Here is a 23968-nt window from a genome sequence, read left to right as displayed (position 1 = left end):
AAAGGTCGAACAGTTGATGCCAACCGTTCGGCCTTTGCCTATCACCTTTAGCTGTTTTGTTTCTTAGTTCATTGTCAAATCGGCCACAACGGGTAAGTGATCGGATGCGTATTGCTCATCAATAACCCGCGTCGATACGTTCGAAAACGTGCTGCCTGATTTATACATGATAAAATCGATGGTTCGGTTCGGGTTTTTAACGGGAATCGTAAACCCGCATTCCTGACAGCTCCGCGTAAACATCTTGTCGAAATACTGAATGACCTTGCTATCAGGCAGGGCGTTAAAATCACCTGCTAGAATCATTGGCGTTTTTGAATCACCGAAATGCTTCACAATCAATTCGGACTGAATCACCCGGTTGTCTTCTTTCAAATCGAGATGCGTGCTGGCAAAGGTAATTTTTTTGCCTTTCGCTACGTCTACCGTTATAGCGGCAATAGTTCGGATTTCGCCACCGATGGCCGGATCAACAGGAAGGGTATATCGTATTGATTCAAGAATGGGAAAACGTGAGAGAACCGCTACGCCATAATCGCCCCCCTGATGGTCGATGGCTTTTGAGAAGAAATAGTGCATGCCGGTCAACCGGGCCAGCTCTTTCGCCTGATCGACACCTTTCCCCGAACGTTCTGTGTTCACATCAACTTCCTGTAACGCAACCAAATCGGGTTTCTCCTTCGAAATGACGCGGGCAATGGCGTCAATCTCAATGTTTGTTCCAGCCGACGGCGGGTTGCAATGGTGTATGTTATAGGTCATTACCCGCAGTTTCGTCGGCTTTTGCCCAGATGACGTAGCGTTTTTGGCCGGGTCGTTGTGAGCATAGGTAGTGACGGAAATCAGGAAAAGAAAAAGTAGTTTTTTCATTGGAGTAACGCGGACAGGATGTCCGCAAGTTAACATGGTGGATGGGATGCTGGTGCGCCAGCCCGGCCGCACTACGTTCGTGCCTTTTTAGGAATAGTGTATTTACCAACTACTTCACCATCGTCACGTATCATTTTCAGATTCATTTCTTTCGGCGTAGCGTGGAGCTTTATTAACGTCCGGTTTCCTTCTATTGGGCCGCCACCAATTACGATTGGGTAATTGTGGGAAGCATCGGCGTCATGCGTACCGTAACGATGAGTATGCCCCGAAATCTGGATATCTATTTTTGCTTTGTTCAGCAACGGACCAAATACTTCGCGGCAATGCAACGGACCATGCCAGTCGCCCGAATGGTACGGTGAAATGTGGATAAGCACGACCCGATAAGGCGCTTTCTTGAACTCAGGACTTTCGATTTCCTTTTCAAGCCACTTTTTCTGCACTTCCCGATACCGGTCAAAGGCCGATAAACCGCCATATTCAACGCTGTCGTCGGTTTTGTCTTCGCCCGAATCCAGCACGACGAAACGTACCGGCCCTCGTGTGAAAGCGTAGTAAAATTTATTCTCAGGATAGGCGTAGTAACTCGGAATGTGCCGCGAAAAACTACCCCGGCATTCGTGGTTTCCCTGCGTCAGAATGAACGGCAACTCGGTAGAAAAAATATCGACAGTTGGCTTTATCAGGTGATCGACCATCTGCTGCTCATCCGTGACCCAATCAAAACAATCGCCGTTGAATACCACAAAATCGTAATCGCGTTTATTGCCCGTATAGCCGTGACGATAAAGCAATTGCGGAATAATCTGCGGACGGTCGTGAATGTCGTTGAAGATAACCAGCTTCAATTCTTCTTCATTCTCGGCGGGCGTTTTAAAACCATACATCGGACTGCTAATGGTTTCACCAAACTCAACTTTCGAGCCTTTGTACCCCAGAACTTCTGTCGAAACGATTTTGTATTTGTGCTCGGTACCGGGCTTTAGATCAGTCAGAGTAACTTTATTGATGCGGTTGTTCGCTTCAATAAGCCCGTTGACGTAGCCAAATTCGCGCTTACTTGTATGGGCTCCGGCGCCATATTCGACCCAGCTAAAGCAGTTTTTGTGGGTAATCCACATAATGGTAACCTCGCTGGTGTCCATATTTTGCAGATACGGGCCAACTACGAAATGGTTTTTCTCGTCGGCTTTGACCGATGAATTGGTTTCGGCCAACGTAGCAGAAGTCGGAATCAGGCTAAGCGCACCTAGTTGCGACATTTTTTCGAGGAACGACCGTCTGTCAGATAGCATAATGAAGGGATCTAGGAAGTATGGGCCAAGCTCCAGCTTGGCCCTTGTCGTTACTGACTCTAGTTACCACGGGCCAGGCTGGAGCTTGGCCCATACATGCTTACCAGTTCGGATTCTGCTTGAGGTTCGTATTCAGCAGCAGTTCCTGCGTTGGAATTGGGTACAGGTAATCGCGGGTTTCGTTAAACTTCTTGTTAATGTGTCCATTGACCACGATGTTACCGCCTTTGTTACCGTTTTCGAGCAGAATTTCGCTGCCTAATTTAAGTACCTGTGCACCCGCTACAGTTGGCTTTGTGCCTTCGTAGATAACGAAATCAACTTTGCCGTTTTTATCCAGATCATAACTACCGGGGCCGGGGAAATACATGCCTTTGTATACTTTGGTCAGCAGTTGGCCTTCTTTCCAACGGATAAGATCATCCCAGCGGAAGAAGTTTTCCATAACCAGTTCGATACGTCTTTCGCGACGGATTTCCATAATCACGCCTTTGTTCGCACCTGTCAACTGCGTGTATTGCAGTGCCTGATACGGGTCAGGATTGGCATTGGCCGCTGCCAGATTGATGTTCGGCATACCAACCCGGTCGCGGGTTAATTTGGTCGACAGGTCGAGGTCGGCCTGGGTTAACGTACCGCGTTCGGCTTTGGCTTCGGCATAGTTCATCAGGACTTCGGCATACCGGAAAATAGGCATATCGGTAATGTCCTTAGTGAACGTATCCCATTTCGGTGCCGAAACAAATTTAATCAGTTGATACCCTGTCACCGTAGCGCCGAATTCAGGCGTAAGTGGTGTAGTTTCGCCGATACGTGTGTAGCCCGGTGTTCGAATGGTTTGCGACAAACGAGGATCGCGATTTTGAACTTCATCGGCAAACTGCATAGTTTCATAGCCTTTGATGTCCGTAAAACGGGTGCCGTCAGCCATCAGGTAGCTGTTCACCAGTTTCTTTTCCAGGCCGGGTTTACCATACGATGCCGTCATTGTGTAATAATTCAGGTTATGATATACCTGCAATTCATCGCTGAAATCACGCGCCAGAATTACCTCATCAGGAATAGCATTGTCCGAAGAAAACAGCCTCATATAAGCCGTTGCGGGGGTGGCTTTGTAAATGGTGTAGCCACTGCTTTTCATCAGGTTGTCAGAAGCTTCTATGCTGGCATCCAGAAACTTATTGGCATCGGGCAGACTGAATTCGGGATGGTATTTCCGGAACGTACCTTCATACAGGCCGACTCTTGATTTCAGTGCCAGTGCGGTCCATTTTGTAACGCTATATACCTGACGTGACCCATCAAGCGTAGCAACGGCAAAATTTAAATCTGCCATCACCGAATCCATCACCATGGCACGAGAATCGCGGGCTTTGGTTAGCATATCGGCGTCCGACACTTCGATTGCACCGTTATACCAGGGCACATCGCCGAAGCGCTTTACCATATTGAAGTAGAAATAAGCCCGGAAAAATTTCGCCAGACCGTTGTATTTCGCTACTGCTTTTTTGTCGGGGCATTTGTCTGAATTAGCCAGAAAGTAATTGATGTTACGTAGCGTACCCCAACTCCAGCCACCTCCACTCGTAGGAACGATACGTGTTCCCTGCAATTCGTCGCGCAGACTGTTTTTGACAACATTATCTACATCTTCGTTGTAAACATCCTCGGCCGATGGCAGGGAATTGTAGAAGGAATTTGTGTAAAGAAGCAGGTCATTCTCTGTCTTAAAGAACGTTTCGGGAGAAATAGCATCTTCGGGTAATCGGTTCAGATCGCACGAGACCAAACCGATGGCAATGGCGATAAAGCTGATTAGTTTTTTCATCTGAATACGTATGGAAATCGGCTTAGAACGTAAGGTTGAGGCCGGCAGAAATCGTTTTCGACATTGGGTACGTCCGTCCGTTGGTACCGTCGCCATCGAGCTGTTCGGGATCAATGTATTTAGTACGTAGTGGCGTGAATGTCAGTAGGTTTTCACCACTGAAATAGATGCGCGCTCTGGAAAGGCGTATTTTCTTGGTGATGCTTTGCGGAATGCTGTAGCCAATGACTATATTTTTCAGGCGTAAGTAGCCTACGTTCTGGATATAGCGGTCGTTGGGCGAACGTAAATCTCCGCCATCGTTAAGCGCCGTATAACCTCTCAGGATTGGGAAATAAGCGTCTGGGTTTTCTGGTGTCCAGACATCGTCAGCAAATTTCTCTGGAACGAATGAGTAATATGGACGTGAGTAAGGTCCCCAGAATTTATCGGCGTTATTGCCCGGATACCAGTTTTTCCGAAGAATGCCCTGCGCCAGTACCGATACGTCGAAACCATTCCAGGAAGCACCCAGATTCATACCGTAGCGGTAGCGTGCCCGGTCGTTACCCACAATAATTAGATCGCCGTGATTTGCCAACGTATTGGCTCCCTGATCGATTTTACCGTTGCCGTCCAGATCGTTGAATTTAATGTCGCCCGCCTGAAGCTTACTCCACTCACCCGGAGCGCTTAAGCGTTGACGGTTTACCAACGTCTGATCGACGGTATAGGCCTGAGCTTCTTCATTGGTTTTAAAATAGCCAGCCATCGAGTAACCCCAAATATCGCCAATGACCTGACCTTCGTAACGGCTCGACAGAATCTTGTTCGGATTATCAAACTTGGTGATAGTCGATTTAGAATCTGAAAGCATGAACGATACGTTGTAGGAAAATGGCTTGCCTGCCACTTTCACATTGTCGCGCCATGATAGGGCTAATTCAAAACCTTTCGTTTGAAGGTCGCCCGCGTTTTCAGTTGGTACACTGGCACCATAAACCGCTGGCAACACTTTACCCGGCACGAGCATGTCGGTGGTGTTACGTACATATGCATCGAACGACATATTCAGTCGGTTTTTGAGCAACGTAGCGTCCAGACCGAGGTTGGTAGTGGTCGCTTTTTCCCATGTTAAACTTTCCGAAATCGGGTTTGGGCTGTTTACGTAGAAAAGCTTCTGGCCGTTATTGATCCAGCTCGATTGTGCTGTTGGCATAATCTCTACGTATGGATAGTAGTTCGACGACGTAGTGTTGTAAGGGACAGCGTTCGAACCCGGAGGTAGCTGGTTGCCTAACGTACCATATGATGCCCGGATTTTCAGGTTGTCGATAACGCTACGTGCCGATTCGAAGAATTTCTCTTCGCTAATCCGCCAGCCCGCCGATACCGATGGGAAGAAACCGTACCGACGACCTGTACCAAAGCGTGATGTACCATCGTAACGGCCATTCAGTTCAAAAAGGTATTTTCCCTGATAATCGTAATTAGCCCGGAAGAACGCACCAAATAATGCATACTGAAACGCATCACCCGACGACAATTGTTCGCCCGTTCCCAGATTCAGATCGTTCAGGCTTTCCGAAAGTAGATTCTTGCGTGCACCAAATAAACGCTGGTGTTTACGAGTCTCATGGTTCAGGCCGGCTGTAAGGGCAAAATAATGTTTGCCAAACGTCTGATTATAAGAAGTATATAGGTTCGCTGCCGTTGCAGGGTCAAACCAGAGTGTTTTCCGGTACTGGTCAACGTTGTAGTTGGGTACAGTTGTCAGAATACCTGGCTGAATCGAATATTGCGCTACTGCCGACCGATACCAGTCGTCAGCGATATAAAATGAGTACGAATAGTTTCCAACCAGATTCCAGTTCTTGGTAAAGTCAACTGTAACCGAGTTAATAGTTGTCAGTTCGTGCACTTTCTTCTCACCACCCGCAACGCCTTTCAGCAGGTTCGCAAACAGACCATCGCCAATGGAGTAGTTGTTTTTCAGCGTATTATACGTAGCGGTTCCATCAGGGTTGAGAGGGGCATAAGCGGGTAGCGCGTGTACGGTAATAGCCACAAAGTTGGAATTTGCACCGCCTTCCAGACCCGGATATGAATATCTCGAATCGAAATATTGGGTGTTATTGCTCACTTTGAGCCAGGGCGTTAACTGCGCATTGATTTTGCTACGTAGTGTATACGACGTAAACTTATCGGTGTTGATGCGCATAATTCCGTCTTTCTCAAAAACCGAACCCGACAGAAAGTAATTGATTTTATCGGTTCCGCCCGAAAGGTTCAGGTTGTGCTGTTTCGACGGTTCAGTCATTACAAACAGCGTATTCCACCAGTCGTAGTTGCCGTAATAGTTATAAATGTCCTTGCCGTTTACGTTTTTCACGACCGTCCACGGGCGAGCTGGGTTTTCAACTTTATCGTACCGACGCGCTTCCAGTTCTTTGTAATCTTCCTGCGAATAGCGCGTGTAGCTATTTCCCGTTGCGCGAATAAAAGCTTCGTCGTTCAGCATGGTGCTTTCATAGCCGTTGGTCATGAATTTGGTGCTTACCGTAGGTGTCGACCAGCCGAAGTTGTTGCTGTAATCGATGGTTGTTTTGCCGTTCTTGGCCGTTTTGGTCGTTACCAGAATAACCCCGAACGCACCCCGCGCGCCATAAATAGCCGAAGCAGCCGCATCTTTCAAAACCGAAACCGATTCAACGTCATTTGGATTGATCCGGTTGATATCGCCCGGAACACCGTCGACAAGTACGAGTGGACCACCGCCATTGATCGACGTTTCGCCCCGAACGTTCAGGTTTCCGCCCTGCCCCGGTTGCCCGGTGCTGAAGGTAATGTTCAGGTTCGGTACCATACCCTGAAGAATCTGCGACATGTTGTTCAGTGGGCGGTTTTCCAGCTCTTTTGCCTGCACCTGCGAAACAGCACCCGTCAGGTTCACTTTTTTCTGCGTACCATAACCCACCACAACCAGTTCTTCGAGGGTTTTATTATCAGCCACCAACGTAACGTCGAGTGTCGAACGATTTCCCACCGCGATTTCCTGCGATGTGTAGCCAACGAAGCTGAAAACCAGTACCGCCGAGGCATTGGGTACCGTAATTTCATACGCGCCGTTTCCGTCGGTAGTAGTACCGCGTGTGGTTCCTTTTATTACCACACTTACACCCGCCAGTGCGCCCTGTCCATCGGCTGCCGTAACGCTACCTTTAATTCGAATATCGGCTGGGGTGAACGTAGTAATGGGCCGACTTTTAAGCTCTTCCAGAAACGAAGTTTGTTTATTTGCTTTCTCACGGGCAAGCACAATCTGCTCATTGATAAGCTTATACGTAATGCCTCTGGGTGAGAGCAACTGATCTAATACTTTCGATAATTTTTGATTTTTCTCATCAATCGACACCTGCTCTTTCAGTGAAATCCGACTGCTGTATACGAATCGGGTGTTCACTTTATCCTGAATCAGATCCAGTGCTTCTTTGAGCGTTACGTTGTTGAGACGAAGTGTAATATCCTTATTTAGAATAGATTGTGCCGAAATTTCTCTGGCGTCTGCCATGCTAACCAACAGCACAGCCAGAAGGCACTGAAGTAATCCGTATCGCATAATCTTTCGCCAGTCAACGGACTTGTTAAGGAGTGTTTTTTGCATAATTTTGATTGTCAAATGGTTCGTCACTGTTTGATTGATCATCCTTTCGTTCGGTGGTACGAATTGAGAAAAGGATGGTTTTATTTGGGCCGGGGTGGTGGTACACTCCGGTTTTTTTGTTTTATAGTCAGTTTTAGGTGGTTTTCAGCATAGTTGAATTCTGATTTACGGGTCAATAATTGAGATTATATATTGTTGCTACGTTGAGGTTTATTCGCAAGGAGCACCGTCGATCATAATGATGTTATTGGACATGGTGTACGTAACATCGAGCGCAGTACATAACATTTCCATTATGTCTGGTAACGACTGCCGTTCGAAGTCAGCATTGAGTCGGCAGTTAGTAAGTTTTGGGTTAGCCAGATGGAACGTTATATGATAGCGTTGCTGGAGTTTTGTAATTACCTGGCTCAGCGGGGTGTTATCGAAAACAACCGTAATTGGCTCGTAAATTTCCTTGCGAATCTGTGTCGGAATAAGCGTTGCTACCAACCGCTTCGACTCGGTTTCGAAGGTGGCCTGCTGTTGTGGAGCCAGAATAATCTGTTGCTCTTTTTTATCCTGATCGGGCGCGCTTACCTGTACACGACCTGTGACGACCGCGATCTGAAAAACCTTGTTTCTTGCCAGAGCCTTTACGTTGAAACTGGTGCCAAGCACTTTGATTCTCATTTCACCACTCTGAATGAAAAAAGGGCTGGTTTTATCTTTTTTAACATCGAAGAACCCCTCTCCCGAAAAGGATACTAATCGTTGGGCTTTATCAAATTTTTTCGGGTAGGTAATATCCGCCCCAGATTGCATCCAAACTGAGCTTCCATCGGGAAGCGTGTGCATAACCGGGCGCGATTTCTGATTAACAAACCGGACGGTATTGGCTAAATCCAGTTGGAGTGGTCTTTGTATGGTCGTCTGATTAAAGGCGGCAATCTGCTCGGCCGAATCACGATACGTTACGTAAAATCCCAACGCCAGAAGAATGGAAGCTGCGAGCCAGCACGTCCAGCCCCACGAAATTTTTCGAATAACAGGCTGATGTTCAGGTGCAAGGTTTTCCTGAATGTTGGTGAACGTATCATTTTGTAATTGCCGTTGCTCGGTTTCAGGTAGCGAACTGAGAAAATCAGTATCGCCTTGCAACGTAGCATACCAGGCTTCTACCTGCTGTTTTTCCTGCTCTGTACATTCGTTCCGAAGGTATTTGTCAAGTAGTTGTGGTGAAATTTTCAGCATGGTTTAGGGCGATTACAAAACCTAAGTCGCCTACCAAAAGCCCAACCCTTACTCTACGCAGAAAAATTTATCACTTTTTTGCCGCAAAGAACGTAGCACGAATCACTTCGCGATTTTGCGAAAACCTTTGCGCTTAAAAAGAACTATCAATTACACTCAAGTTTGAGGCAGCTAATCACAGATTTTGGAATACGTTTCAGTTTTTCGCACGAATAATCGCCTTCTGATAAAGCTATTCGCGTCCACTTATTGCCATCGTTATAACGTATCACCTGACTGGCTCCCTGCGAGGTTTGCTGCTTGTTTTTGTCCAGTAAAGTAAGTCCTGCTTCAACGTAATTGCCGCAAGTCCCGCCACTCGGATTTTCGGACTTTTGCTGATAGACAATAGTTGCCGTTTTAAGTTCGGCGACGTAATCAATTGCTCCGATTGTGATTCGTAGATACGTATCGTTTTCGCTGTGGGCATCGGGTTCACTGGCTTCCCGGACGAGGTGCCTGATTAGAAGATTTTCCTGTTTTGTCTGCGCTAATGCGATTTCGGAAGACAGTGCCAACGTAACAAACAGCGAGTAGAGAAAAGAGAGAGGGCTAACGTTCATCTGGATAGAATTTATGAAAATTTGCGGATAACGTAGTAAACGTAGCGTATGAAATAGCTCTTAAACGCTTAACTATATATTGAGCAGGGCTGACTTTATAAATGGCGGTTTGCTACGTCTGTCGGTGGTTTTTTGCTCTGTTTATACTTGTATAGATTAACCTGATTCTTGTCCTATGATTACATTCTGTAGAACCGTTGCTGTTTGTTTTTTCGTCGCCCTGCAAGCGGTTGCCCAGACGAACATTCCAATCGAAACCGCTGATTTTGCCCTGGTACTCCAAAGCGATAAGGAGAATTATCTGCATATGGTGTATGCTGGCAAAAAAATAAGTCAGACCGATGATTATAAGAATATTTTCGATACGTATCATTTCCCGAGTGGCAACAGCGGTATTTACAGCCACGTCTACACGCCCGCAGGCACCTGGAATCTCGTTGAACCCGCTATTCAGGTTACTCATGCCGACGGAAACCCATCGCTCGAGCTAAAATATGTGTCGCACCAGACGGCTAAACCTGACGCAAATACTACGTTGACCACCGTTGAACTGGCCGACCCGGTTTATAAAACAACGGTTAAGTTATTTTATAAAACCTGGACGAAGGAAAACGTAATTGAGCAGTGGGCTGAGGTTACCAATCAGGAAAAAGGTTCGCTGGTGTTACAGAAATACGCGTCGGCCAATCTGTTCTTTCCGAATAAAGAATTTTACCTGACCAGCTTTCAGGGCAAGTATCTGAAAGAAATGCAACCCGCCGAGGAGAAACTCCAGCAGGGTATTCGCACCATCGACTCCAAATTGGGTACACGCGCTATGTTGCTGGGGTCGCCTAATTTTATCGTCTCGTTCGATCAGCCTGCACAGGAAAATTCGGGCATGGTGATGCTGGGTCAGTTAGCATGGAGTGGTAATTACAAGCTTGATTTTGAGGTCGATTCTTACAAAACACTTCGGCTCATTGCTGGCATCAACCCCTATGCATCGGCCTATACGTTACCAGCCGGAAAATCATTCAAAACACCGGCACTCGTTTATACACTTTCGGATAATGGTACGGGGAAAGCCAGTCGCCAGCTGCAAAGCTGGGCCAGAAAATACCGGGTGCTTGATGGGCAAGGCGACCGCCTTACGTTGCTGAATAACTGGGAAGCTACGTATTTTGATTTCGATGAAACTAAACTATCGGGTCTGATTACGGACACGAAAAAATTAGGTGCCGATATGTTTCTGCTCGACGATGGCTGGTTCGGAAATAAATACCCACGTAACGATGATCACGCTGGTCTTGGCGATTGGCAGGAAAACGTAAAAAAACTGCCGCACGGAATCGGTTATCTGGTAAAAGCGGCAAAAGAAACGGGTGTAAAATTCGGAATCTGGATTGAGCCGGAAATGGTGAACCCGAAAAGCGAGCTTTACGAAAAACACCCCGACTGGATAATCCGTCAGCCGGAACGCCCTGAGAAATATTACCGAAATCAGTTAGTCCTTGATCTGTCGAACCCACAGGTTCAGGATTTCGTATTTGGCGTGGTCGATAATCTGTTTACCAAAAACCCTGAGCTGGCGTTTATTAAGTGGGATTGTAATGCCGTGATTTACAATGCATATTCGGCGTGGTTGGCTAAAAATAAACTGCCGCAATCACACCTTTACGTCGAGTACGTGCATGGTTTGTATAAAGTGCTGGAGCGGATACGTAGCAAATACCCAAAAGTACCAATGATGCTTTGTTCGGGTGGCGGTGGCCGGGGCGACTACGAAATGCTGAAATATTTCACCGAGTTTTGGCCCAGCGATAATACCGAACCTATTGAGCGGATTTTTCAACAGTGGAATTACTCCTACTTTTTCCCGTCGCTTACGGTCGATTGCCACGTAACGGACTGGGGCAAGCAACCGATCAAGTTCCGGGTCGACGTAGCGAGTATGGGGAAAATGGGTTTCGATATTGTGGTTAGCCATCTGAATCAAAACGACCTGATCTTTTGCCAGCAGGCACTCAAAAATTACGATAACTTCAAATCGACTGTCTGGCACGGCGAACAATATCGACTGGCCAGCCCTTACGAGAATCCATTTGCTTCGGTTGCTTACGTCAGTGCCAGTAAAGACAAAGCAATCATGTTCTCATATTTTCACTCTAGTCAGGTAGTCGAAACCGGCTCGAACCGTCCTGTTCAGTTAGCCGGGTTAGATGCTAACGCCAAATACCGTATTACTGAACTGAATCTGTATCCGGGCACGAAATCGACAATTGAGCAGGGGAAAACGTATAGCGGCTCGTTTCTGATGAACGTAGGAATAAACCCCGATGTAAACGCCCGCCGGACAAGCGTAGTGCTTGAACTAACCAAAGTCAATTAATACAAAACCGGGTTCGCTACGTAGCGAACCCGACTTGTTACGTAGGTAATAAGTTAAACGTAGCGTTTTACGACAGGAAGAAAAGCAACAGATAAGCGTAGTACTCTTTCAGATGCGTACGTAGCAGACGTAGCGCTTTTGTGATGTGTTGCTCAACTGTTTTTTCTGAAATGGCCAGTTGCTGAGCGATTTCCCGGTTGGAATGACCTTTCCGGCTACTGATAAATACTTCCTTGCATTTAGGCGGCAGTAACTGAAGTCCTTTTTCGTATTGTTCCTGTAAATCAGAGGCTAACAAATCCTGATCGGTCGAGGCTTCGTATTCGTTCTGTTCAATGCCTGCCTGAGCGTAGTAATATTGCCGGGTATATTCTTTACGATAGTGCGAGATTATGAGGTTTTTAGCCGTCGAAAAGAGATACGAACGGCTTGACTGAATTGACTGGCTGCTACGTTGTTTCCAGATGCTGATGAAGGCTTCCTGTACAATTTCCTGCGCAATAAATCGGTCATTTACCTTACTAAAGGTATAGTTGAACAATGGCCGAAAATAGCAATTGTAAAGGCTGACAAATTCCTTCTCATCTTCACTTTCATCGGAATAGGTCGTAAAAATTGAGCTCATAGCCTGAATCTCCTAAGTCCGTTCAATTGATTGATAGGTGATACAAAGTTCGGTTCGCTTTATTTTTAATCGTTTGTCGCTGAATTAAGAATTCGTACAGTTTTCTGTATCAATAATAACAAATTTTTAACAGTAAATCTATTGAATTCATGCTTCGCACACCTATTGGAAAGAGCTGACTTGAAGTCAGCAGGCTCGGAGGATAAACCTTTTTATGGTAGAAAAATCGGCGAAAAAACGTAGTAAACAGTAATTTCGTTGGTTAGTACAATCCGGATAAATAATGTTAATTTATATATCTTGTTTATGAAAAAAAGTTTTTCGCCTGCTGTTGGGGCGTTAGCGCTTATTGGTTTATTGGTTGCGTTTCGCCCACAGATTGAGCTGACGCCCGACAAGCCAACTGTTTCTCATCGAAATGCTACGTCACCGAAAAATATTATTTACATTCTGGCCGACGATCATCGGTATGATTTCATGGGTTTCACAGGTAAGGTTCCCGGCCTGAAAACCCCAAACCTCGACCGGCTGGCCCATGAAGGGGCGCATATTCCCAATGCGTTTGTGAGCACGGCGCTCTGTTCGCCCAGTCGCGCTAGTATTCTGACAGGCCAGTATGCACACACGCACAAGGTTGTCGACAACTTTGCGCCACTAACGCCCGGCCTGAAATTTTTTCCGCAGTACCTCCAAAAAGCGGGTTATAAAACGGCTTTTCTGGGAAAATGGCACATGGGTAATACCGACGATGCGCCACAACCCGGTTTCGGTTACTGGCTGAGTTTCAAAGGGCAGGGCGTTTATTATAACCCGATATTCAACATAAACGGTAAACAGGTTGCGCATAAAGACAGCAGCTATACCAGCGATTTGCTGACGGATTATGCGCTGAAATGGCTTGGTACGTTGGATAAAAACAAACCGTTTTGCCTGTACTTATCGCATAAAGCAGTTCATGCCGATTTTCAGCCCGCCCGTCGGCACCGCAATACGTATCGGACGATGCCGATTCAGTATCCGGAAACGATGTATCTGACGGCCAGTGATACAAGCAAAGTCTGGGGCGAATCGAAGTCAAAACTCGGCCCAAATCTGAAAGTGAACATGGCCGATATGCCAAACTGGGTGAAGCAACAGCGGTATAGCTGGCACGGCGTCGATTATCTCTATCACGGTACCATCGATTTCAACGATTTCTATCGCCAATACTGCGAAACGTTGCTAGGCGTCGATGATAGCGTTGGGCGCGTATTGAAATGGCTGGAAGAAAACGGTCAGTTAGAAAATACGATGGTCGTTTACATGGGCGACAATGGTTTCAGTTTCGGTGAGCGTGGGCTGATCGACAAACGGCACATGTATGAAGAATCGATGCGGGTTCCGTTGTTGGTACGTTGCCCGGCGGTTGTAAAACCGGGTTCTAAAGTTGAACAGGTTATTCAGAATGTTGATCTGGCACCTACATTTCTGGCTTATGCCGGTTTGCCCAAACCTGCTCAAATGCAGGGAAATTCATTTTTGCCGATCCTAAAAGGCGAAAAGGTATCCTGGCGCGATCGGGCTTTCTACGAATATTATTGGGAAGCCGATTTCCCGCAAACGCCCACAATGTTCGGCGTTCGGACGAGCCGCTACAAGTACATCTTCAATCACGGCGTTTGGGATGCCAACGAATTATATGATTTACAGAGCGATCCGCAGGAAGTGAACAATTTGATACGTAGCAAAGAGCATCAGGAAATTGCGAAAGATTTACGGAATCAGGTGTTTGACTGGCTCGAATCGACCAATGGCCTACAAATCCCGCTTCACCCCATCCGCCAAAAACGGAACGACCATCGGTACAAGGGCAATTATTGATACGTAGTAAAAAAGCAGGGGTTGCTGGGGTGGCAGGGTAAAGCCGGGAAGCGTCAATACTTTTCCCAGCTTTACTACGTCTAAGTATTAGCACTATTTGACTCAGGTTTCTTAAATTTGATTTATGCAGGTACAGGTAAATATAGATTTCGACCAACTGGTCAAAATCGTCAGAGAATTGCCACCCGGACAACTTAGACAGCTCAAGGCAGAAATTGAGAAAGAAACGATTGTCGCTAAAGCAAAAACAAATTTAGAGTCACTGCTTTTAAATGGGCCTGTTGCGACAAAGAAGCAACTAGACGTAATTAATAGTAATAGAAAAGCGATTAACCAATGGCGAACAACATAATATTGGTTGATACGTCTATTCTTATTGACTATTATCGCAAGACCGAGAAAAGCAATTCTGTTTGGCTAGCCTTAGTAAGGCAGGGCTATGAATTTGCTATTTCAGCGATTACTAAATACGAAATATATACTGGCGCTACTCAAATCCAGTTAGCTTTTTGGGATAGTGTTCTGCAAACCATTTCTGTAATACCTTTTGATGAAAGATGTGTGGATACCGCCGTTACCATCAATTCAAATCTTAAACGAAAAAGAAAGCAAATTGACATTGCCGATTTATTTATCGCTGCCACTGCTGTAACACATAATCTGGCATTTGCCACATTGAACAAAAAACACTTCGAGCGCATTGACGAGCTTATTCTGATTGAGTAGAGCTTACATTTTCATTTCTCGAGTCATTCCTTACAACCCCTGCCACGCTATATAAAATCTACATAACGAAAAAAAAGCCAGACATTTGCGGCTACGTTCTTCGTTATAGTTCGGTATGAAATCTGCGCTTTCTTCTACGCTTATTGTCGTAGCCGCTTTAATTGCGGTAAATATATTGTCGGCTTTTGTGTTTTTTCGGCTCGATTTAACGCAGGAAAAACGCTATACGCTCTCTGGTGCTACAAAAACGCTCCTGACCGATCTGCCCGACGATATACACGTTGACGTTTATCTGACGGGGGATTTACCGCCGGGTTTCAAACGACTCGAAAACGCCGTTCGCGAAACACTGGATGAATTTCAGGCTCGCGCTGATCGAACCATTACGTATCGATTCATTAATCCAGACCAGATTACGAATCCGGATGCCAAAGCAAAGCTGATTGATAAACTGCAACAGCGGGGGCTTTTACCGACTAATCTGTTTGCGAGCGAAGGCGGTAAACGTACTGAAAAACTGGTATTTCCGGGAGCAATAGTTTCCTATAAAGGAAACGAATCGGCGGTGTTATTCCTGAAAGGAAATAAAACGGCTTCGCCTGAAGAACAACTCAATCAGTCCTACGAAGGCGTTGAATTTCAATTAGCGGCAACGATTCGGAAACTTACCCAGACCAAAGAGAATCGCCGGCATGTCGGATTACTTTATGGTCACACGCAGGTGCCTCCTTCGCGATTTGCCGATTTGCTGGCGTCGGTGCAGCAAAATTATGATTTGTTTTTCGTCGATATGGCAAAACCCGGACCCATTGAGGGTATTGATGTATTGCTGGTAATGAAACCCGATACGCCTTTTTCAGACGACGATTTATTTAAAATAGATCAATACGTAGTGAATGGCGGGCGGGCGTTGTTTTTTACCGATGGCCAGCGCGTTGATTCGGTTAGTACGGAGGGAACCTATGCTCAGCCGCTCAATCTGAACCTCGACGATCTGTTTTTTCATTGGGGAGTACGTATCAACCGTGACGTAATAAAAGACTTTTACTGCGCGCCTATTCCGCTCAACGTCGGTAACATGGGCGACAAACCGAATATTCAACTCGTTCCGTGGCGGTTTTATCCGTTGCTGAATAATTTCGGTACCAGTGGCAATCCGATTGTCCGGAATCTCGATGCCGTGTTAGGTCGCTTTGTGAGTTCGCTTGATACGGTACGTGCATCAGGAATTCAGAAAACGCCGTTGCTGCTGACCTCACCCTACACCAAAATTCTGAAAGCGCCTGCACTGATTTCCTATAATGAAGCCCGGCAGCAGCCCGACCCCAAAACGTATGATGGCGGGGTACGTATCGTGGCTTGTTTACTGGAAGGTAAATTTCAGTCGATGTACGCCAATCGAATTTTGCCGGGCGATAAACGAGCGGCTGGCTTCAAGGCGTCCGGCGAAACGTCACGGGTGCTTGTCTGCTCCGACGGCGATCTGGTAATAAATGATGTCGATTACAAACGTAATGCGCCCTATCCGCTGGGTTTCGACCGATACACCCGCAATACGTTCGCCAATAAGGATTTTGCGCTGAATGCGATTGATTACCTGATTGATCCGAATGGTGTTATTGCTGCCCGCTCGCGAACCGTTACGCTACGTCCGCTCGACAAAATTCGGGTCAACGATAACCGCACAGGCTGGCAACTGCTGAATCTGCTTGGGCCGCTTTTGCTGGTGGGTGCCACAGGCTTTATCTGGCAGGTAATACGTCGGCGGAAGTATGGTGTTGGGTAAGCTGTCAGCGCTAAAGAATTGCGCTACGTTGGTGAGTACATTTAGTGAAAATGTGCTTTTACGTTAGCAAGATACTATGATAACGTAATGACTATAAGCCGACTAAATAGCTTTTTTATTTGCCTTTTTCTGCTTGGAAATCAATGGGTACAGGCGCAACAGGCTCACGTAAATCTTGATTGGAATCCGCAGGAAAATACCCAAAACTTACTGCCTTTTGGTGCGAATGTTATCTCACCGGAAGTGCGCGACGACCGTACCGTAACCTTCCGGCTGAAAGCGCCCGAAGCCAAACAGGTTATGCTCACGGGCGGGCCTATGTTGTTGGCTTTATCAGCGAAAGATCCGATTCCGTTTCAGAAAGATAACGACAGTTTATGGTCGCTGACGGTTGGCCCGATCAAGCCCGATATTTACGTATACAAGTTCATTATCGATGGCGTTACGGTGCCCGACCCAAATAATACGCTGACCGGTTTCAACGATCAGCCCGGTTACAGTAATCTGGTTGTTTCGGGCGATGGTCCCGCTTATTATGATGCCAAACCTGTGCCGCACGGAGCTGTAACCCGGCATGTTTACCATTCAGACGTATTAAAGGGTGAGCGCGAAATATATGTCTATACGCCACCCGACTATTCGCCCAAAAAGAAATATCCGGTATTGTATCTGGTGGGTGGAAGCGGTGAGCTGGCGTCGGGCTGGGCACTCGATGGACGGGCAAATTTCATCGCTGATAATCTGATTGCCGAAGGTAAAATGGTACCCATGCTGATTGCGATGCCTAACAATCAGGTGATTCATCGTAGCGACCCAAATCATACCGAAAAAACCTTCCCGCTGTTTGAAGAAGAGCTGAAAAAGCAGATTATTCCGTTTGTGGAGAAATCATACAGCACCCGCGCCGACCGAAAAGGCCGTGCGCTGGCGGGGTTGAGCATGGGTGGTCGGCATACGCAACTGGTAGGATTGAAAAACCTGGATTTGTTCAGTTCGTTCGGCATTCTGAGCGCAGGCGATCCAAATACTGAGACGGTTAGTGCTACGTTCCTCAATGATCCACAAGCCAATCAAAAAGTTGATTATATGCTGATAGGGCAGGGGACAGGCGAAGCCAATGCGCCAATTGGTAAACGGGTGATGTCGCTACGTAACGCCTTGCAGAAACACAACATCAGACACGAATACTACGTTGGTGGCGATGGCGCACACGACTGGGGAACCTGGCGACACCTGCTCTATTATAAATTGCTGCCAAATCTGTGGCAGAAAAAGTAAGCGTCCTCTGTCCTTTTTGCGATAAACCAAACCAGCCCAAATACAAAATCACTCCAACAACCATTAACTAACCATACATGATGAATTTTTCAAAACAAAACATACTGGCCGGATTTGCTAGCCTCTCACTCGCAGTATGTGCCTGTCTCCATACGCCAGCAATACTGGCTCAGGGCCAACAGCGGACGCCAACGCCAAACGATACGTTGAAATCGCCGAAAGTGCTGGACGACAAGCGGGTACTTATTCAGATTTATGCGCCAAAGGCTACCGAAGTAACGGTTGGTGGTGATTTCCTGAACGGTGCCAAACCAATGAGCCTGAATAAAAATGAACAGGGCGTTTGGTCGGTTTCAGTAGGGTCATTGACGCCGGATTATTACACCTATACGCTAATGGTGGACGGTGTTCGGACAATGGACCCTAAGAATCCGGTTATCAAACAAGGAATTGCCAGTATCGAAAACGTAATGCTGCTCCCCGGCTCCGAAACAGCTTTTGAAGATAACAAAGCCGTACCGCATGGCGAAGTGCGGGAAGTCTGGTACTCGTCCAATACGTTGGGTACGATGCGTCGGTTACATGTATACACGCCACCCGGCTATGAACAGAACAAAGGAAAATACCCCGTCTTTTACCTGTTACATGGCGCAGGCGATGATGATTCGGGCTGGAACAGCATTGGTCGGGCTGGCTTTATTATTGACAATCTGCTGGCGGCTGGTAAAGCAAAGCCAATGGTTGTGGTAATGCCAAACGGAAGTATGCCCATGATGCTAACAACTGGTCAGGCCAATCCGGCGCAACACATGAACAAGATGCGGGCGTTGTTTGCCGATGAGTTGCTGAAAGACATTATGCCGTTGGTTGAGAAGACGTATCGAGTTACAACTACGCCCGACACGCGCGCTATCGCTGGGTTAAGCATGGGCGGTTTTCAAACGTTAGATGTTACGTTAACGCGTCCCGAATTATTTAACTACGTTGGTGTATTCAGTTCGGGCTTCTTCGGTAATTCAATTGATGAGGCAGAAACCAAATACGCAAAGGCGCTAAACGATCCCGGTTTTAACAAGGGTAAAAAGCTGTTCTGGATTGGTATTGGCAAAGACGATTTTGTGATGGATTCTAACAAAAAGACGCTGGCTCTGCTGGATAAACATCAGATTAAATACCAATACAAAGAAACTGCTGGTGGGCATACCTGGATCAATTGGCGGCAATACCTCAATGAATACGTACCAATGTTGTTCAAATAAACGGTATTCCGAAAGTTGAAAGTGTTTCGATTCGTCTTTTTGTTGTCCTCACTTCGTTAGGATAACAAAAAGACGTTTGTGTAAAAGTATAGGCCAAATAGATCACCATCTCAATTAAAATGTAACTACAGCAATCCCTTCTGAATATCTTTGCACGTAATAAATGGCGTTATTTAGTCGGTACGCCCCAGAAATAACATTCTTTAGCCTTGGAATCAGTCAGTCGAGAAGACGTTGTGAGCATTTGCATCGCAACTTATAATGGCGAAAAATTCATAGCCGCTCAATTACAATCCGTACTGCTGCAATTAGCTCCTCAGGATGAGGTAGTAATATCTGATGATCACTCAACCGACAACACGCGCAGGATTATTGAGCAGTTAAACGACAAACGAATTAGGTTTCAGCTCAACGAGGGGACTCGTGGACCGATTGGAAACTTTGAGAATGCGATCCGATTGTCGAGAGGGAAACACATTTTCCTTTGCGATCAGGACGACATCTGGTTTGCCAATAAAGTACCCCGCCTAAAACAGGCACTTCAACAAGCCGATCTGGTCGTTTGTGATTGCAATTTCATAGATCAGGCAGGAAACGTAACGGCCGATTCTTTCTTTAAAGTTTTTAACTCAGGAAAAGGTTGGCTAAAGAACTTTACAAAAAATACATTTATCGGTAACTGTATGGCGTTTAACAGCTCTGCCAAATCGTTTATATTACCTTTTCCTAAAGAGCTTTACTCCGCAGCTAAGTTTCATGTTTATCATGATTTCTGGATTGGGCTGATTTGTTCAACCTTTGTCAAAGTAGAGTTTATTCCAGAAACGTTGTCCTCTTACCGACGCCATAGTAGTAATCTCAGTCCAACGGTCGACGCAAAAACAAGCCCAAATAGTCTTTCACAAAAACTTTCTGGTAGAGGCTGGCTATTGCTGGGACTAATCAAGCGCTTTTTAAAAGTTAAATTTCGTCTTTAAAACTGGCTATCGGTCGAACTTTTAACAGAGACGCGCAACAAAAAAGGTGGCCCATAAATGAAGTTCTATTCATGGGCCACCTTTTCTTTTTGTAATTATTATGATTAAACCAGCTCTTCTTCTGGCTCTTCCTTCATAGCCAGTGCCGGATCTTTCTTACCGAACCACTTCATCCGAATCCGTTCGTTGACCCAGTACATACAGGGCACAATTACCAGCGTCAGGACAGTAGAGAATGTCAGGCCGAAAATGATGGTCCAGGCCAGAATATTCCAGAATACCGAGCTATCGCCACCGATAATTACGTGTGGATCGAAATCGCGGAAAAGACCAACAAAATCGACAGTAATACCAAACGCCAACGGAATCAGACCGAGTACAGCCGCCGAAGCCGTCAGCAATACGGGAGTCAGACGTATTCCGCCCGCATCGATGATGGCGTCACGTAGCGGAACACCGCGACCACGTAGCTCTTCAATAAATTCGATAAGCAGAATACCATTTTTCACCACAATACCCGCCAGCGCGATAATACCAACGCCCGACATGATCACCGAGAAATCTTTGTTGAAGACCACGAAGCCAAGTAATACGCCAATCAGCGAGAACAGAATGGTAACGAAGATAATCAGTGGTTTTACGACCGAGTTAAACTGGGTCGACATGATCAGATAAATCAGCAGCAATGCAATCATGAATGCCGCCCCCAGAAAACTCATCGATTCCTGCTGATCTTCCTGCTCACCGCCCATTTTCACGGTATAGCCATTCGGCATCTCCATTTGGTCTATAACCTGCTGAATTTGAGCCACAATCTGGTTTGCGTTATAACCCGGCACTACGTCGGAGCTGAGCGTAACAAGACGCTGCTGGTTCTTCCGGTTAATCTGGCTGAACGTAGTAGAATAGCTGATATTAGCCACCGACGTAATAGGCACCTGACGTAGTTGACCACCCATAACCATATCGCGATAAACAATATTCAGGCTCAGCAGTCGGTCAATCTGGCTACGGTCATCCGATTTCAGACGTACCATAATCGGATATTCATCTTTCGCATCCCGGAATTTAGATACTTCCAATCCGAAAAGCGCGGTACGTATTGCCATCGCAATCTGGCCCGACGAAATACCTTCGCGTTCGGCTTTCTCACGGTCGATATCAATTACGATTTCAGGTTTGTTAGTAATCAGATCTGACTTCAACTGATCGATACCTTTAATGCCTGATTTCGCAATGGCTTGTTTTACTTGCGTTTCCAGCTTTTTCAGCTCATCGAACTCCTCACCAGCAATTTCAACGGCGATTGGTTTACCTGTTGGTGGCCCATTTGATTCGCGTTCAACAGAAATCTCACTTCCGGGTAATCCGCGCATTGCCAGCCGAACTTTCGACAGTAACGAATCCGTCGATATACCATGGCGGAATTCATTTGGTACAAAAGCAACGGTTACCTTCGACTTGTGCGGAGTGGCCGACCGATCGGGATTTTGCGGGTCGCCCGCGTTCTTACCTACGTTCGAGATTACCGAGTTAACAATATCGCCCGCCTTATTATCGTCCAGAATTTTAAACACGCGCTGCTCAATAACCTTTGTCACGGAGTCTGTCACGCGAGCGTCGGTACCAACCGGCATTACGTTGTATACGTAGATATAATCCGGCTCACCGCTCGGGAAGAACAGCACTTTAGGTTTGGCAATGCCAACAATAATAAACGTAACAATCAGCAGAGCAAATCCAGCAATGATAGCAAACACCGGACGCCAGCCGTGTAAAATCCAAGAAATCAACTTCCGATAGCCATTCTTCAGCTTAGGTAACAGGTTTTCCTGGAACGGCACAATCAGTTTTGGCGTCAGTACGTAGTGATTGAAAACGTACAGAATCAGGAACAACACAAATAGATTTCCGATACCCCGATCAATAACGTAGCCAACACCCGCCAGAACGGTCATAATCAATATTGGACGCTTGATTTCCTCAAAAGTAGGCTTTTCGTCATGACCACTTTCGTCATGGCGTTTCATGAACGTAACGGCAAAGACCGGGTTAATTACGTAAGCTACAAATAGTGAGGCAAACAGCGTCAGGATGAGTGTAAGCGGTAAGAATTTCATAAACTCGCCCACAATACCCGGCCAGAATAACAGCGGGAAGAACGGTGCAATTGTGGTCAATGTACCTGACAATACAGGACCGAACACTTCGCCCGCAGCGGCCTTAACCGCCTTTTTGATATCCCAATCCTTGTGATCGTTAAAGAGTCGGTGCGCGTTTTCAATAACCACAATGGCATCATCGACCACAAGCCCCAGACCAAGCAGGAAGGCGAAAAGCACCATCATGTTCAGCGTGAACGTAGTACCTACTACAGGCCCTAAAACCGGCATCATTACGAAAGCTACCAGCGCTGATAAGGGCACCGATAAACCAATGAAAATGGCATCGCGAACGCCCATGAAGAACATGAGTACGAGTACCACGAAGATGAAGCCCAACACAACTGTGTTGATCAGGTCATTCACACTCTCCCGGGTACGTTCCGATTGGTCGGCCGTAATTTTTACGTCCAGACCCGGAGGGAATTCGGTTCCTCTACGCTCCTCAATTGTATGCTCAATCCGGTCAGCAGCCGAAATCAGGTTAGCACCCGCCCGTTTGATAACGTTCAACGTAACAACCGATTTCTTGTTCAGACGAGCGAAATCCAGTTGCTCTTCGAAGTTGTCACGTACATCGGCAATGTCGCCCAGACGTACCGTAGCGCCCGTAGCGGTACGTATCTGTAAATTAGCAAGTTGTGATACGTCGGTAAACTCACCTTTTACACGTACTGTCCGACGAACACCATCTACATTAAGTTCACCGCCCGATACGTTAATATTCTCACCCTGAATCGATTGCTGAATATCGGTAAACGCCAACCCTGCCGACTGCATCCGGGCCAGATCGAGGTTAATCTGAATCTCACGAGTTAACGCACCAACGATGTCGACACGGCGGATTTCAGGCATTCCTTCAATCACATCCTGTAAATCTTCGGCATATTCTTTCAGTTGTTTCAATGAGAAGTTACCGGCCATGTTGATGTTCATGATCGGCATTTCCGAGATATCGACATCCTGCGCGGTTGGACCTGAATCAAGCTTTTGTGGCAGGTCGGGTTTTGCTTTGTCGATGGCATCCCGAACTCGTTGCAGTGCTTCAGCCGATTCTACGTCGGGATTAAACTCGACCAAAATAACCGATACGTCCTGTAAGGCATTCGATTTTACTCGTTTTACGCCCGACACCGATTTCAACTGCTTCTCAATCTGCTTGTTGATGGTGTTTTCGATATCGGCAGGAGCGGTACCTACGTAGACTGTGTTGATATATACCTGCGGGATTTTAATATCCGGAAATTGTTCTTTCGGCAGGTTATTGTATACGAACAGCCCACCAAGCGTAATCAGGAAGGTGAAAATGTAGATCGCCGTCCGGTTTTCAACGCACCAGTTGGTGAATCCGAGGGTTTTATACTGTTCAAATTTCATATTGAAATAGTTTTTTCGATTTGTAGAGACGCAATACCTTGCGTCTGATTCGCGCCAGCAATAATCTAGTTCG

The 23968-nt window shown here is 46.5% G+C and carries 16 protein-coding genes; 8 read left to right on the top strand and 8 right to left on the bottom strand.

Features of this window, described 5'->3' with window-relative positions; all coding sequences use genetic code 11:
* Positions 1-63 precede the first annotated feature (63 nt).
* The 6 genes from ACYVD4_RS04450 to ACYVD4_RS04425 form a co-directional block, all read right to left on the bottom strand.
* Complete coding sequence (locus ACYVD4_RS04450; RefSeq protein WP_460942787.1) at positions 64-870, bottom strand: endonuclease/exonuclease/phosphatase family protein; 807 nt, start codon at positions 868-870, stop codon at positions 64-66.
* Between the two features lie 71 nt (positions 871-941).
* Positions 942-2168, bottom strand: coding sequence for a purple acid phosphatase family protein (locus ACYVD4_RS04445; protein WP_460942785.1), 1227 nt, complete (start codon positions 2166-2168; stop codon positions 942-944).
* 100 nt (positions 2169-2268) lie between these two features.
* The gene (locus tag ACYVD4_RS04440) at positions 2269-3996 is read right to left on the bottom strand and encodes a RagB/SusD family nutrient uptake outer membrane protein (protein ID WP_460942783.1); all 1728 of its coding nucleotides are present in this window, start codon (positions 3994-3996) and stop codon (positions 2269-2271) included.
* Between the two features lie 22 nt (positions 3997-4018).
* The gene (locus ACYVD4_RS04435; RefSeq protein WP_460942781.1) at positions 4019-7639 is read right to left on the bottom strand and encodes a TonB-dependent receptor; all 3621 of its coding nucleotides are present in this window, start codon (positions 7637-7639) and stop codon (positions 4019-4021) included.
* Between the two features lie 210 nt (positions 7640-7849).
* Positions 7850-8872 (bottom strand): FecR family protein, encoded by a 1023-nt coding sequence (locus tag ACYVD4_RS04430; RefSeq protein ID WP_460942779.1) that lies wholly within the window; start codon positions 8870-8872, stop codon positions 7850-7852.
* A 146-nt stretch (positions 8873-9018) separates the two neighbouring features.
* On the bottom strand, positions 9019-9474 hold the full coding sequence (locus ACYVD4_RS04425) for a hypothetical protein (protein WP_460942777.1): 456 nt from the start codon (positions 9472-9474) through the stop codon (positions 9019-9021).
* A 175-nt stretch (positions 9475-9649) separates the two neighbouring features.
* Here ACYVD4_RS04425 and ACYVD4_RS04420 point away from each other — a divergent pair, with 175 nt between their 5' ends.
* Positions 9650-11845, top strand: coding sequence for an alpha-galactosidase (locus ACYVD4_RS04420; protein ID WP_460942775.1), 2196 nt, complete (start codon positions 9650-9652; stop codon positions 11843-11845).
* A 67-nt stretch (positions 11846-11912) separates the two neighbouring features.
* Here the strand turns inward: ACYVD4_RS04420 and ACYVD4_RS04415 are convergent, their stop codons facing one another.
* The gene (locus tag ACYVD4_RS04415) at positions 11913-12470 is read right to left on the bottom strand and encodes an RNA polymerase sigma-70 factor (protein WP_460942773.1); all 558 of its coding nucleotides are present in this window, start codon (positions 12468-12470) and stop codon (positions 11913-11915) included.
* Positions 12471-12776: 306 nt separating this feature from the next.
* On the opposite strand from ACYVD4_RS04415, the gene ACYVD4_RS04410 reads away from it, so the two are divergent.
* From ACYVD4_RS04410 to ACYVD4_RS04380, 7 genes are all read left to right on the top strand, one after another.
* Positions 12777-14330 carry a sulfatase family protein gene (locus ACYVD4_RS04410; protein WP_460942771.1) on the top strand — a complete coding sequence of 518 codons (1554 nt, stop codon included), beginning with the start codon at positions 12777-12779 and terminating at the stop codon, positions 14328-14330.
* Between the two features lie 124 nt (positions 14331-14454).
* Positions 14455-14682, top strand: coding sequence for a hypothetical protein (locus ACYVD4_RS04405; RefSeq protein ID WP_460942769.1), 228 nt, complete (start codon positions 14455-14457; stop codon positions 14680-14682).
* Entirely contained in the window at positions 14667-15056 is a 390-nt protein-coding gene (locus ACYVD4_RS04400) for a type II toxin-antitoxin system VapC family toxin (protein ID WP_460942767.1), read from the top strand. The genes ACYVD4_RS04405 and ACYVD4_RS04400 overlap by 16 nt, the downstream gene beginning before the upstream one ends.
* Before the next feature lie 115 nt (positions 15057-15171).
* Positions 15172-16842 carry a gliding motility-associated ABC transporter substrate-binding protein GldG gene (gldG, locus tag ACYVD4_RS04395; RefSeq protein WP_460942765.1) on the top strand — a complete coding sequence of 557 codons (1671 nt, stop codon included), beginning with the start codon at positions 15172-15174 and terminating at the stop codon, positions 16840-16842.
* 87 nt (positions 16843-16929) lie between these two features.
* Entirely contained in the window at positions 16930-18120 is a 1191-nt protein-coding gene (locus ACYVD4_RS04390) for an esterase (protein WP_460942763.1), read from the top strand.
* 77 nt (positions 18121-18197) lie between these two features.
* Complete coding sequence (locus ACYVD4_RS04385; protein ID WP_460942761.1) at positions 18198-19379, top strand: esterase; 1182 nt, start codon at positions 18198-18200, stop codon at positions 19377-19379.
* 209 nt (positions 19380-19588) lie between these two features.
* The gene (locus ACYVD4_RS04380; RefSeq protein ID WP_460942759.1) at positions 19589-20356 is read left to right on the top strand and encodes a glycosyltransferase; all 768 of its coding nucleotides are present in this window, start codon (positions 19589-19591) and stop codon (positions 20354-20356) included.
* 104 nt (positions 20357-20460) lie between these two features.
* Here the strand turns inward: ACYVD4_RS04380 and ACYVD4_RS04375 are convergent, their stop codons facing one another.
* Positions 20461-23895 carry an efflux RND transporter permease subunit gene (locus ACYVD4_RS04375; protein ID WP_460942757.1) on the bottom strand — a complete coding sequence of 1145 codons (3435 nt, stop codon included), beginning with the start codon at positions 23893-23895 and terminating at the stop codon, positions 20461-20463.
* Positions 23896-23968: the final 73 nt, after the last annotated feature.

Source organism: Spirosoma daeguense (genome assembly GCF_054776875.1).
The sequence above is the reverse complement of the archived record's forward strand: the minus strand, read 5'-3'. Positions and strand labels throughout refer to the sequence as shown.

Excerpts from the sequence above, each read along its gene's own strand:
- ACYVD4_RS04450 (WP_460942787.1), bottom strand. The coding sequence starts at position 870 with ATGAAAAAACTACTTTTTCTTTTCCTGATTTCCGTCACTACCTATGCT.
- ACYVD4_RS04445 (WP_460942785.1), bottom strand. The coding sequence starts at position 2,168 with ATGCTATCTGACAGACGGTCGTTCCTCGAAAAAATGTCGCAACTAGGT.
- ACYVD4_RS04440 (WP_460942783.1), bottom strand. The coding sequence starts at position 3,996 with ATGAAAAAACTAATCAGCTTTATCGCCATTGCCATCGGTTTGGTCTCG.
- ACYVD4_RS04435 (WP_460942781.1), bottom strand. The coding sequence starts at position 7,639 with ATGCAAAAAACACTCCTTAACAAGTCCGTTGACTGGCGAAAGATTATG.
- ACYVD4_RS04430 (WP_460942779.1), bottom strand. The coding sequence starts at position 8,872 with ATGCTGAAAATTTCACCACAACTACTTGACAAATACCTTCGGAACGAA.
- ACYVD4_RS04425 (WP_460942777.1), bottom strand. The coding sequence starts at position 9,474 with ATGAACGTTAGCCCTCTCTCTTTTCTCTACTCGCTGTTTGTTACGTTG.
- ACYVD4_RS04420 (WP_460942775.1), top strand. The coding sequence starts at position 9,650 with ATGATTACATTCTGTAGAACCGTTGCTGTTTGTTTTTTCGTCGCCCTG.
- ACYVD4_RS04415 (WP_460942773.1), bottom strand. The coding sequence starts at position 12,470 with ATGAGCTCAATTTTTACGACCTATTCCGATGAAAGTGAAGATGAGAAG.
- ACYVD4_RS04410 (WP_460942771.1), top strand. The coding sequence starts at position 12,777 with ATGAAAAAAAGTTTTTCGCCTGCTGTTGGGGCGTTAGCGCTTATTGGT.
- ACYVD4_RS04405 (WP_460942769.1), top strand. The coding sequence starts at position 14,455 with ATGCAGGTACAGGTAAATATAGATTTCGACCAACTGGTCAAAATCGTC.
- ACYVD4_RS04400 (WP_460942767.1), top strand. The coding sequence starts at position 14,667 with ATGGCGAACAACATAATATTGGTTGATACGTCTATTCTTATTGACTAT.
- gldG (WP_460942765.1), top strand. The coding sequence starts at position 15,172 with ATGAAATCTGCGCTTTCTTCTACGCTTATTGTCGTAGCCGCTTTAATT.
- ACYVD4_RS04390 (WP_460942763.1), top strand. The coding sequence starts at position 16,930 with ATGACTATAAGCCGACTAAATAGCTTTTTTATTTGCCTTTTTCTGCTT.
- ACYVD4_RS04385 (WP_460942761.1), top strand. The coding sequence starts at position 18,198 with ATGATGAATTTTTCAAAACAAAACATACTGGCCGGATTTGCTAGCCTC.
- ACYVD4_RS04375 (WP_460942757.1), bottom strand. The coding sequence starts at position 23,895 with ATGAAATTTGAACAGTATAAAACCCTCGGATTCACCAACTGGTGCGTT.